Annotated in this window: 11 protein-coding genes and 1 pseudogene; 5 read left to right on the top strand and 7 right to left on the bottom strand. The window is 68.5% G+C overall.

The annotated features are described in order from the left end of the window. Positions 1-51 precede the first annotated feature (51 nt). Genes AC27KI_RS14575 through AC27KI_RS14565 form a run of 3 tightly spaced genes read right to left on the bottom strand, consistent with a single transcriptional unit; the run spans position 52 to position 2,369 of the window. A complete protein-coding gene (locus tag AC27KI_RS14575; RefSeq protein WP_284398860.1) occupies positions 52-930 on the bottom strand; it encodes a bile acid:sodium symporter family protein in 879 nt (292 codons plus the stop codon). A 14-nt stretch (positions 931-944) separates the two neighbouring features. Further along, a complete protein-coding gene (locus AC27KI_RS14570; RefSeq protein ID WP_487089265.1) occupies positions 945-1,712 on the bottom strand; it encodes a class II aldolase/adducin family protein in 768 nt (255 codons plus the stop codon). Positions 1,713-1,766: 54 nt separating this feature from the next. Then, on the bottom strand, positions 1,767-2,369 hold the full coding sequence (locus tag AC27KI_RS14565; RefSeq protein WP_284406133.1) for an HD domain-containing protein: 603 nt from the start codon (positions 2,367-2,369) through the stop codon (positions 1,767-1,769). Between the two features lie 119 nt (positions 2,370-2,488). Here AC27KI_RS14565 and AC27KI_RS14560 point away from each other — a divergent pair, with 119 nt between their 5' ends. Beyond that, on the top strand, positions 2,489-3,205 hold the full coding sequence (locus AC27KI_RS14560) for a Crp/Fnr family transcriptional regulator (RefSeq protein WP_317358300.1): 717 nt from the start codon (positions 2,489-2,491) through the stop codon (positions 3,203-3,205). Positions 3,206-3,247: 42 nt separating this feature from the next. On the opposite strand, the gene AC27KI_RS14555 is transcribed toward AC27KI_RS14560, so the two are convergent. After that, complete coding sequence (locus AC27KI_RS14555) at positions 3,248-4,123, bottom strand: pirin family protein (protein WP_487114450.1); 876 nt, start codon at positions 4,121-4,123, stop codon at positions 3,248-3,250. A 166-nt stretch (positions 4,124-4,289) separates the two neighbouring features. Between AC27KI_RS14555 and AC27KI_RS14550 the strand changes: the two genes are divergently transcribed. Next, positions 4,290-5,216, top strand: a complete 927-nt coding sequence (locus AC27KI_RS14550) for a LysR family transcriptional regulator (RefSeq protein ID WP_487089267.1) — start codon at positions 4,290-4,292, stop codon at positions 5,214-5,216. Positions 5,217-5,266: 50 nt separating this feature from the next. Here AC27KI_RS14550 and AC27KI_RS14545 read toward each other — a convergent pair whose 3' ends face one another. Further along, complete coding sequence (locus AC27KI_RS14545) at positions 5,267-5,812, bottom strand: GNAT family N-acetyltransferase (protein WP_284398877.1); 546 nt, start codon at positions 5,810-5,812, stop codon at positions 5,267-5,269. 235 nt (positions 5,813-6,047) lie between these two features. On the opposite strand from AC27KI_RS14545, the gene AC27KI_RS14540 reads away from it, so the two are divergent. Further along, positions 6,048-6,662, top strand: a complete 615-nt coding sequence (locus AC27KI_RS14540; protein WP_487114448.1) for a putative glycolipid-binding domain-containing protein — start codon at positions 6,048-6,050, stop codon at positions 6,660-6,662. A 41-nt stretch (positions 6,663-6,703) separates the two neighbouring features. On the opposite strand, the gene AC27KI_RS14535 is transcribed toward AC27KI_RS14540, so the two are convergent. Further along, positions 6,704-7,756 carry a sensor histidine kinase gene (locus AC27KI_RS14535; RefSeq protein WP_487114446.1) on the bottom strand — a complete coding sequence of 351 codons (1,053 nt, stop codon included), beginning with the start codon at positions 7,754-7,756 and terminating at the stop codon, positions 6,704-6,706. Positions 7,757-7,853: 97 nt separating this feature from the next. On the opposite strand from AC27KI_RS14535, the gene AC27KI_RS14530 reads away from it, so the two are divergent. Beyond that, the gene (locus AC27KI_RS14530; protein WP_284426678.1) at positions 7,854-8,246 is read left to right on the top strand and encodes a YkvA family protein; all 393 of its coding nucleotides are present in this window, start codon (positions 7,854-7,856) and stop codon (positions 8,244-8,246) included. 128 nt (positions 8,247-8,374) lie between these two features. Here AC27KI_RS14530 and AC27KI_RS14525 read toward each other — a convergent pair whose 3' ends face one another. After that, positions 8,375-9,298 carry an AraC family transcriptional regulator gene (locus AC27KI_RS14525; RefSeq protein WP_487114444.1) on the bottom strand — a complete coding sequence of 308 codons (924 nt, stop codon included), beginning with the start codon at positions 9,296-9,298 and terminating at the stop codon, positions 8,375-8,377. A 148-nt stretch (positions 9,299-9,446) separates the two neighbouring features. Here AC27KI_RS14525 and AC27KI_RS14520 point away from each other — a divergent pair. Continuing rightward, a pseudogene (locus AC27KI_RS14520) lies at positions 9,447-9,757 on the top strand (hypothetical protein); the annotation flags it as partial.

Below are 9,757 nucleotides of genomic sequence, written 5' to 3'. Positions count from 1 at the left end.
TCTGAGCCGGCACCGCAGGCGCACTAATTCTGAGCCGGCACCGCAGGCGCGCTAATTCTGAGCCGGCACCGCAGGCGCCGGACGGCGAAGCAGCAGCCAGCCGAACAGCGGCGCCGTGATGTACATCAGCACCGAGTAGATGGCCGCGGGCAGCGCCAGCGTGTAGCTGCCCAGCACGCTCAGGGCGATGAAGATGGCCAGCGTCGAGTTGTGGATGCCGATCTCGTAGCTCACCGCGGTGGCCAGCGGCTTGTCCAGCCCGGCCGCGCGGCTCAGGTAGTAGCCGGACAGCAGGCTCGCCAGATTGAACACCAGCACCGCCGGCCCGATCTCGGCGAAGGTGCTCGCGATCGAACTCCACTCCTTGGCAATCGACAGGATGGACACCACCGCCAGCACCAGCGCGCTGAAGACCTTCACCGGCTTTTCCATGCGCGCCGCGAAGGCCGGCCAGCGGGCCGCCGCGGCCATGCCCAACCCCACCGGCACCAGCACGATGGCGATCACCTCCAGGAGCTTGCCGGTCTGGATCGGCACCACCTGCCCGCTCTGGGCGAAGTGGGCGATGGCCGCGTTGGCGATGATCGGCAGCGTGACGATCGACAGCAGCGTGTTCACCGCCGTCAGCGAGATGTTCATCGCCACGTTGCCGCCGAACAAGTGAGAAAACAGGTTGGCCGAGATGCCGCCCGGCGAGGCCGCCAGCAGCATCAGGCCGATGGCGAACATCGGCGACAACCCGAAGGCGCGGATGATCGCGTAGCACAGGATCGGCAGGCCGATCACCTGCAGGCCCAGCGCAATGCCCACGGCCTTGGGGCTGTGCAGCAGCCGCCGGAAGTCGGCCACCCGCAGGGTGAGCCCAAGCCCGAACATGACGAGCGCCAGCGCGCCGAACAGAAAGCGCGTGACGATGAGGGTGCTGTCCATCGGGGCCGCCGCGCTCAGTCGCGGTAGCCCGGGTCGGTGCGGTCGAGCTTGCGGATCAGAGCGGGCCAGACGAACTGCCCGCCCAGGCCGCCCGTCTGCACCTTCATCGCATGGCCCACCCCCTGCACGATCTGCGGGTGCACCCGCGTCAGCTCCCCGCCGCCCGACTGCGCGGCGATCTGGATCTGGCAGGTGGATTCGAACGTGTACATGGCCAGGAACGCATCCGCCACCGTTTTGCCGCAGGTGAGCAGGCCGTGGTTGCGCAGCATGAGGAAGTTGGCACGGCCCAGATCGGCCTGCAGGCGGGTCTTCTCGTCGTCGCGGATCGCCACGCCTTCGTAGTCGTGGTAAGCGAGCGAGGCCAGCACGAAGGTCGACTGCTGGCTGATGGGCAGCACGCCGTCCTTTTGCGCGCTCACGGCGATGCCGGCGCGGGTGTGGGTGTGCAGCACGCATTGGATGTCGTCGCGCGCCGCATGCACCGCGCTGTGGATCACGAAGCCCGCCGGGTTCACCGGATGGGGCGAGTCGATCACCTTGTTGCATTGCGAATCCACCTTGACCAGGCTGGACGCCGTGATCTCGTCGAACATCAGGCCGTAGGGGTTGATGAGAAAGTGGTGCTCCGGCCCCGGCACCCGCGCGCTGATGTGGGTGAACACCAGGTCGCTCCAGCCGTGCAGGGCCACCAGGCGGTAGCAGGCGGCCAGATCGACGCGCAACTGCCACTCTTCGGCAGACACGAGTTGCCGGACTTCGGACGGGGAGATCGCATTCATGAACATTCCTTGGGGTGGGTGCATGGGAAAGAGGGCGGCGGCAGCCGGCAGCCGTCAGGCGGCGGCCGGCTGCGGCGGCTGCAGCGCTGCCTTGTAGAGGCTCTGGCGCGGCTGGGCCAGCACGCGCCGCAGCATCGGCATGAAGGTGTCGAGCGGCAGCGTCTCCGCGTGCGGGTCGAACGCCGGGTTGTCGTAGCGCTCGCAAAACTCGGCTGTCTGCTGGTAGTGCGGGTGTCCCGCGAACTGGTCGCGCAGGTGGCGGTCCAGCCCGATGTGGTGAAAGAAATAGTGCCCCTGGAAGATGCCGTGGTGCTGGACCATCCAGTGGTTGGCCTCGCTCACGAACGGCTGCAGGATGGCGGCCGCGATGTCGGGGTGGTTGAACGAGCCCAGCGTGTCGCCGATGTCGTGCAGCAGCGCGCACACCACGTACTCCTCGTCCTGGCCATCGCGCAGCGCGCGGGTGGCGGTCTGCAGCGAATGGGTATACCGGTCCACCGGAAAGCCGCCGTAGTCGCCTTCCAGAATGCGCAGGTGCGCCGCCACCCGGTCCGCCAGGCCGCGCGAGAACTGCATGAACTCGCCGCCGATGGTCTGCCAGTCTTCGCGCGTGCTGTCCTGCATGCGCACGAAGGTCGCCTTTTTTGGGGTCTGCATCGTGTTGTCTCCGTGGGGAACCGGGCCACTGTAGGCGCGCCCTGCCCCGCCAACTGTCCAATAATTGACAGTTCGACCCCTTGGTTTACCCGCCCGCGCCGGACCGCACATCGCCCTGCATGCCCCACACGCCCCCGCTGTCACCCGCCCAACGCCGCACCCTGGAAGGCAATCCCTGGTTCGCGGCCCTGCCCGCCGCGCAGCGCAATGGCCTGCTGGGCACGGCGGAACTGGTGCACCTGCAGCGTGGCGCCATGCCCTTTCGCCAGGGCGACCCGGTGGGCGCGGCCGGCAGCGGGTTCTACGGCCTGCTGGCCGGCACCCTCAAGATCTCCACGCTGCGCGACGACGGGCGCGAAGCCATCCTGGTGCTGCTGGAGCCGGGCAACTGGTTTGGCGAGATCACCCTCATCGACGGCTCGCCGCGCACGCACGACGCCACCGCGCTCACCGGGGTGGACCTGCTCGTGGTGCCGCCCGCCGCCTTCGCCGCGCAGATGGCCGACCCCGTGTTCGCCAACGCCATGGCCACCCTGCTCGCCTCACGGGTGCGGGGCCTGTACAGCATGATGGAAGACGCCACCCTGCGCGGGCTGCGCGTGCGCGTGGTGCACCGCCTGCTGGCCCTGGCGCGCGGCGACGCCACCCAGTCCGCCACCTTGCGGCCCAGCGTGGCCGTGCCGCAGGAGGCGCTGGCCATGATGCTCGGCGTGACGCGGCAGACCCTGTCGAAAGAACTCAACGCCCTGGCGCAGGAAGGCCTGATCGGCCTGCGCTACCGGCGCATCGAACTGCTGCACCTGGAAGCGCTGCAGCGCGTGGGCGGCGCGAACTGAACGGGCCCGTGCCCACCGTGCTCGCCCGGCGGCGCGATGCCGTCAGCCGCTGAACACCGCCGTGCGCCGCTGCGGCCCCGCAGGGCGCAGTGCCATGCGCTCGGCCAGTGCCTGAATGCCTGCCTCCCCCTTCGCCAGGGCCGCCCGGCTGGTGTGCACCGAATACGTGCCCGTTACCAGATCATGCGGATGCGGCTCAGCGGACCCGATCACGAACACCGCGCTGCGCTCCTGCGAGGCCTGCAGCTCGATCGTGCCGGATGCGCCAAACACCGCCATCTCGCCCGTGGCCACCGCGTTGGGACCGACCAGTTGGCCGTGGCTGACCGCCAGCCAGGCCGCATCGTGCCCCTGGGGCGGCACATACGTCCACGCCTGGCCGGGCTGCAGCGTGACGAGCAGGTAGTGAACGCCCTCCGGTGCCCGCACCGGGCTGCGAAGGCCGGCGTATTCGCCTAGGATCACCGTGACCGGGCCGCTGGCGGGCATGGCCTTGGCCTCGATGTACTGGCTATCCACCGGGCCGTTTTCCAGTTCGGGCGGCAGGGCCAGCCAGAGCTGGAAACCCGCGATGCGCGGCGACTGCCCTGGTGAAAGCTCCTTGCCATGCCACACGCCGCCCCCGGAGCGCATCCACTCCACGCCGCCGTAGGCCAATTCCCCCTCGCCCGAGACCGCGTCGTCGAAGCGAAAGTCGCCCTCGGTCACCACCGTGACGGTGGCCAGCCCCGAGTGCGGGTGAATGGGCATGCCACCGGCAAACGACGATTCGCCCTGGAACAGATCCAGAAACACGAAAGGCTTGAGCACCTGGCCCAGGTCGCCAGGGCTCATCAGCCGGGTGATGGGACCGTGTCCACGGCCACGGGTGCGCCGCACGATGGTTCGCTGGGCGGAGGGGGAAAGCAAGGCGGACATGGTGGGGTGCTCCTGAAAAAGAAGTGCTGGACAAATCTGCGCCGGTGCCACATCCGGTTTGCCGTGGCGCCGCTGCCCACCCAATGTAGAGACGCGCCCTCCATCTGCGAAGCCTATTTGATTGAATATGATCCATCTGCTTTAACGATGGATTGAGGGCATCACCATGCTCGATGGCGTCTCCCTGGACCACCTGCGCATCTTCGTCGCCGCGGTGGAAACCGGCAGCTTCTCGGCCGCCGGCCGCCGCGTCGGCCGGGCGCAGTCGGTCGTCAGCCAGGCCATCGCCGGGCTGGAGGCGCAACTCGGCGTCACGCTGTTCACCAGGGCGGCGCGCCTGCCCGCCCTCACCCCGGAGGGTCAGGCCCTGGCCGGCCGCGCTCGCGACATCGTTCGCGCGGCCGACACGCTCAAGGCCGAGGCACGCTCGATGGCCGCCGGCCTGGAGCCCGAACTGTCGGTCGTGGTCGATGTCATGTTCCCCATGGCGGCGCTGACCGACGCCATCGGCGCCTTTGCCCTCGCCTTTCCCGGCACCACGCTGCAACTGCAGGTGGAGGCACTCGGCGCCGCGGCCCAATGGGTGCTGGACGGGCGCTGCCGCGTGGGCGTGATGGGTTCGCTGCCCGTCATTCCGCCCGAGTTCGAACAGGTGCCGCTCATGGGCGTGCCCATGGTCACCGTGACGGCCCCGGGATCGCCGCTGGCCCAGCAGCCGGGCCGGCTGACTCGCCAGCAGCTGAAAGGCCATGTTCAGCTCGTCCTCACCGACCGCTCGCCCCTCACCGCCGGCCGCGACTTCGGCGTGCTGGGCGACACCGTGTGGCGCCTGGCGGACATCGGCGCCAAGCACGCCTTCCTGCGCGCCGGCCTCGGCTGGGGGCACATGCCCCGGCCCATGGTGGAAGACGACATGCGCGACGGGCGGCTGGTGCGCATCCAGGTGGAGACCGGCGTGCAGGGCGATCCCATGCTGGAGATGAAAGCGGTCTATCGGCGCGACTCGCTGCCCGGGCCTGCGGGCCGATGGCTGATCGAGCGGCTGCGGCAATACCCGGATTGCGGCGAAGCGCGCGCGGCCCCGGCGGCTTGAGGACGGCGCGGCGCGGCGCGCCCTCTCACCAGCACCGAACGGTCCGCCGCCTAACCGTCCACCGGATCGAGCGGCGTCTCCAGCGTGAGCTGGTAGAACGCCGCATCCAGCCACCGGCCGAACTTGAACCCCACCTGCGGCATCGTGCCCGTATGGACGAACCCCAATTGCCGGTGCAGCCGGATGCTCCCCTCGTTGGCCGCATCGATGCAGCCCACCATCGCATGCAGGCCCGCCGCCCCGGCGCGCTCCACCAGCGTTCGCATCAGCAGCGCGCCCAACCCGCGCCCACGGCAGTCCTTGTGTACGTAGACGCTGTGCTCCACCGTGTACTTGTAGGCCGGAAACGCCCTGAAAGTGCCCCACGAGGCAAAACCCATCAACGCGCCTTGCGCGTCGACCGCTCCCACCACGGGAAAGCCGTTCGCGCGCTTCGTGGCGAACCAGGCAGACATCGCCGATGGCGGGCGTGCCGCATAGTCGTAGAGGGCCGTCGAATGAGCGATGGCCTCGTTCAGAATGTCGAGAATTGCCCCCGCATGGGCGGCCTCGTCGCAGTCGATCAGTCGAACCTCGGGGATGGGGGTGTGATTCATGGGGAACATGCCGAACGGCGGGCGGACTTCAGCGCTTTGGAACAATCCGGCGGCATCGGCAGAACGCCCTGCGAAAGCGGCCCGCCGGCCCTGTTGCCTTTCATGCCACCATCGCCTCGTCCAGTAAAGTGGAATATGTTTCCATCTTAATGGAATCTGCGCACCATCCTGCACCAGAACCGAAACCGCGGACCCGGCTTCTTCGCTGGTGCAGCCGCCTGAAGGAGCCCGCACCATGCCCATCGCCCCTGCTTCCGACCCCACTCCCGCACCCGCTTGCGCCACACCCGGCACATCCGTTTTGTTCTGGCGCGGAACGGCCAATGCCAGCCTGGAGCGGCTGGCGCTGCACGTCGCGCACGACGGCATCACCGCATCGTCCACGGTGATCGGCCTGGAGGGCGGCGGCTTCCAACTCACCCATCGCTGGCGGATCACACCCGACTGGCGCACGCAGTCGGTCGAGGTCGAGCGCTGGAACGCCAACGGCCACCGGCGGTTGGCGCTCGAACGCAACGGCAGCGGCTGGACCGTCGACGGCAAGCCGCGCACCGATCTGGACGGCGCCGAAGAACCCGACCTGTCCGCGACCCCTTTCTGCAACACCTTCCCGATCCTGCGCACGCCGCTGTCCACCGGCAAAAGCCTCCGCCTGGAAACCGCCTTCATCGACGCACTGGAGTGGACCGTCACGCGGTCGCGGCAGCGGTACGACCGGCTCGGACCGAGGCAGCTGCGCTATGTGGACCTGGGCCTTTTCAGGGGATTCGAAGCCCTCCTGACAGTGGACGCCAACGGTTTCGTCGAGCGCTATGAAGGCCTCTTCGAACGCATCCGACCGGCCTCCTGACCCTGGTGCAGCGCGGGCTGCCGCGCCGGGCGGCGGCGCCTTCAGGCACCCGTGCGGGCCAGGGGGAGCACCACCGTGAACTCGCTGCCCAGGCCCAGTCCCTGGCTCTCGGCCACCACCTCGCCCCCGTGGGCCAGCACGATCTTGCGCACGATCGCCAGTCCCAGGCCCAGCCCGCCTTCCGCATTCGAGGCGGCGCCCGGCGCCTGGACGAACGGCTCGAACAAGTCGGCCACGGAGCCTGGAGGCAGGCCCACGCCGTTGTCCCGGATCGCCACCGCCACCTGGCGCTCGCCGCGCCATTGCACCTGCAGGACGATCTCGCCACCGGGATCGGTGTACTTGGCGGCGTTGGTCAACAGATTGGCGAACACCTGGACCAGCCGCAGCGCATCGCCAGTGACCACCACGGGCGCATCGCCCAGATCGGCGTCGAGCCGGTGGCCCTTCTTGGCCACCAGCGGCGCGCTCTGCTCGAGCGCCTGTCGCAGCACCTGCTGCAGATCCACCGGCACCTTCGGCGGCGGGCTTGCGCGCATCAGCCCGGACAGGTCGAGCAGGTCGTCCGCCATGCGCGTGAGTTGCGCCACCTGGCGGCCAATCATCTCGCTGGCCCGCAGCACCCGTTTTTCATCGCCGGGCGAGCGCTGCAGCACCGCCTGCGCGGAATGGATGGCGGACAGCGGGTTGCGGATCTCATGGCCGAGGATGGCCATGGCGTTGTCCTTGGCACGGTTGCTGGCTTTGAGCTGCTGCATCTTTTCCGCCAGCGCCACGCGCGAGCGCCGCAGTTGCCCGCCCATCAGACCGATGCCCAGGCCGATCGCCAGGAAAAGCAGAAGCCGGGCCACGTTCTCTGGCTGCAGCACCTCGCGCAAACCAGCGCCGCGCTCGATGAACAGGTACGTGCCCACCGACGTGCCCAGCACCGTGGCCAGCAGTGCCGGGCCGAACCCTCCATAGATCGCAGCCACCACGATCGGCACCGTCAAAATGAGGTACGGCCCCTGCTGCCCCAGCACCGGATTGAGCAGGTAGCGCAACAGCAGCGCTGCCGCCACGGCGGCGACGGCGGTCAGATAGTGGCGATTCATGCGCGCGATGATGCCAGGGCCTTGGCCCCTCTTTGCCGTGCCGCGGGCGCTCTGCGGGTTCTGCCACAAAATCGGTCTCCCAACCCCTGCCCGCACCATGTCCGTCCACGAAACCCTGAAGGCCTGGGCCTGGCGCATCAAGCGAGACGGCGTCACGCTCTGGTTCGCCTGCAAGAGCCCCGCCACGCCGTGGCACGCGAAAGCCCTGGGCATGTTCGTCGTGGCCTATGCGCTCAGCCCGATCGACCTGATTCCGGACTTCATCCCCGTCCTGGGCTATGTGGACGACGTCCTCTTGCTGCCGGCGCTGATCTGGCTCACGGTGAAGCTGCTGCCCGCGCCCGTGCTGGCTTCCTGCCGAAGCCAGGCGGAAGAATGGATGCGCACGGAAGGCAAGAAGCCTCGCAGCCGAGCAGGGGTGTTTCTGGTTCTGGGGGTCTGGCTGGGGGCTGGCGTTGCGGGGTATCTGCTGGTTCAGCGCTGGTGGTAGCTCATTGCTTTGCCTGCCGGTGCAGGCGAGCGGGCGGGGCTTTTTGCCTTTTCGGGCTCCAGCGCAATCAACACTAGGGCATTCCGCTACATATTTGATAGCAAACGCCTGCAAGGCCGATGGGCTAGCTAGCCCTTGGCGATACCCGCAGTGCGGACCATGCCCACCCGGCCGGATGCCTGCCGCTTGTCCCTGGTGGGAGGCTGACCATGCATGCGGGCGTATTCGCGGCTGAACTGCGAGGCACTCTCGTACCCCACTTCGAAAGCGACCTGGCTCATGCTCTTGCCCTGCGACAGGATCAGCCGCCGCGCCTCCATCAACCGCAGTGCTTTCTGGAACTGCAGCGGCGACAGCGAAGTGATGGCCCGAAAGTGCCGATGGAACGCCGAGCGGCCCATGCCGGCCACCGCTGCCAGTTGCTCGATACGCACCGGCCGCGCGGGCTCGGCCCGCAGGATCGCCACCGCGCGCGCGATGCGGCGCGCGTGGCTGTCGGGCAAGCCCAGGTGGCGAATCGCCGCGCCCTGGCGGCTCCGCAGCAGCCAATGGTGGATCTCCCGGACCAAGCCGTCCTGGAGCACCGCGAGCGATTCGGGCCGGTCCAGCAGCCGCACCAGCCGGCGCACGGCATCGCGCAGATCCTCCTCATCGCCCGTGTCGGCCGCGTCGGGCGCGGCGGGAGGCGCATCGCACTCCCGCGAGCCCAGGACCAGATCGGTGATCACCGCCGGGTCCAGCTCCAGTGCAACGGCCAGATAGGGCTGGGCGATGCTGGCCTGGCTGATGCGGCTGGCCGTGGGCACGTTGGCCGTGACGATCATCGTGTCGCCCGCCGCATAAGACACCGTGCGGCTGCCCATGGCGACCCGCTTGCGGCCCTGCAGCACCAGGCACACCAGGGGCTGCTCCACCGCGTTCTCCAACGCGCTCGGCGCAGTGCGCCGGACCAGGTACAGGCCGTGCACCGGCGTGGCGGTGATGCCGCCCGTCCGTTGGTGCGTGGTGCCTGTGTAGCGCAAGACCGCTTGCGTCAATTCGTCGTCCGCCATGGCGCATTCTGGCCAGGAAGGCCGGCCCGGCACAACCGGCCTGGACGATCAGGCAAGAAATGCTGATCTTCGGGCACGCAACGGAGTGGGCGCGACCCTACAGTCGTTGCGTTGTACCGAACCCCGAAAGGCATCCATGACTTCGCTGTTGCCCCCGCACGAAAAACCGCCCGCCGCCGAACCTGCCCGCACACCGCACCGGGGTGTGCAGGTGCTGGGAGAACAAGGCGCTGAGGGCCGCAAGGCCTTCTTCATCGAGATCGAAGCCCGCCCCGGCCAGGAGGAGGCGGTGGTGCAGATGCTGCGCGACATCCGGGCCTGCGTCGAAGCCGAACCCGCCACGGGTCCGTGGTTCGCCGTTCGGTTTTCGGAAAGACGCTTTGCGATCTTCGAAGCGTTTCCGGATCTGGCGGGGCGGCAGGCGCATGTCGATGGCGGAGGGGGCGATATCTTTCGCGA

Source organism: Acidovorax sp. KPB24-03 (genome assembly GCF_057546605.1).
Note: the sequence above shows the minus strand (reverse complement) of the source record. Positions and strands in the feature narration are given on the sequence as shown.

Coding starts and splice junctions, on each gene's coding strand:
- AC27KI_RS14530 (WP_284426678.1), top strand. CDS start 7,854: ATGTCCGTCCACGAAACCCTGAAGGCCTGGGCCTGGCGCATCAAGCGA.
- AC27KI_RS14555 (WP_487114450.1), bottom strand. CDS start 4,123: ATGTCCGCCTTGCTTTCCCCCTCCGCCCAGCGAACCATCGTGCGGCGC.
- AC27KI_RS14525 (WP_487114444.1), bottom strand. CDS start 9,298: ATGGCGGACGACGAATTGACGCAAGCGGTCTTGCGCTACACAGGCACC.
- AC27KI_RS14540 (WP_487114448.1), top strand. CDS start 6,048: ATGCCCATCGCCCCTGCTTCCGACCCCACTCCCGCACCCGCTTGCGCC.
- AC27KI_RS14545 (WP_284398877.1), bottom strand. CDS start 5,812: ATGAATCACACCCCCATCCCCGAGGTTCGACTGATCGACTGCGACGAG.
- AC27KI_RS14560 (WP_317358300.1), top strand. CDS start 2,489: ATGCCCCACACGCCCCCGCTGTCACCCGCCCAACGCCGCACCCTGGAA.
- AC27KI_RS14535 (WP_487114446.1), bottom strand. CDS start 7,756: ATGAATCGCCACTATCTGACCGCCGTCGCCGCCGTGGCGGCAGCGCTG.
- AC27KI_RS14565 (WP_284406133.1), bottom strand. CDS start 2,369: ATGCAGACCCCAAAAAAGGCGACCTTCGTGCGCATGCAGGACAGCACG.
- AC27KI_RS14570 (WP_487089265.1), bottom strand. CDS start 1,712: ATGAATGCGATCTCCCCGTCCGAAGTCCGGCAACTCGTGTCTGCCGAA.
- AC27KI_RS14575 (WP_284398860.1), bottom strand. CDS start 930: ATGGACAGCACCCTCATCGTCACGCGCTTTCTGTTCGGCGCGCTGGCG.
- AC27KI_RS14550 (WP_487089267.1), top strand. CDS start 4,290: ATGCTCGATGGCGTCTCCCTGGACCACCTGCGCATCTTCGTCGCCGCG.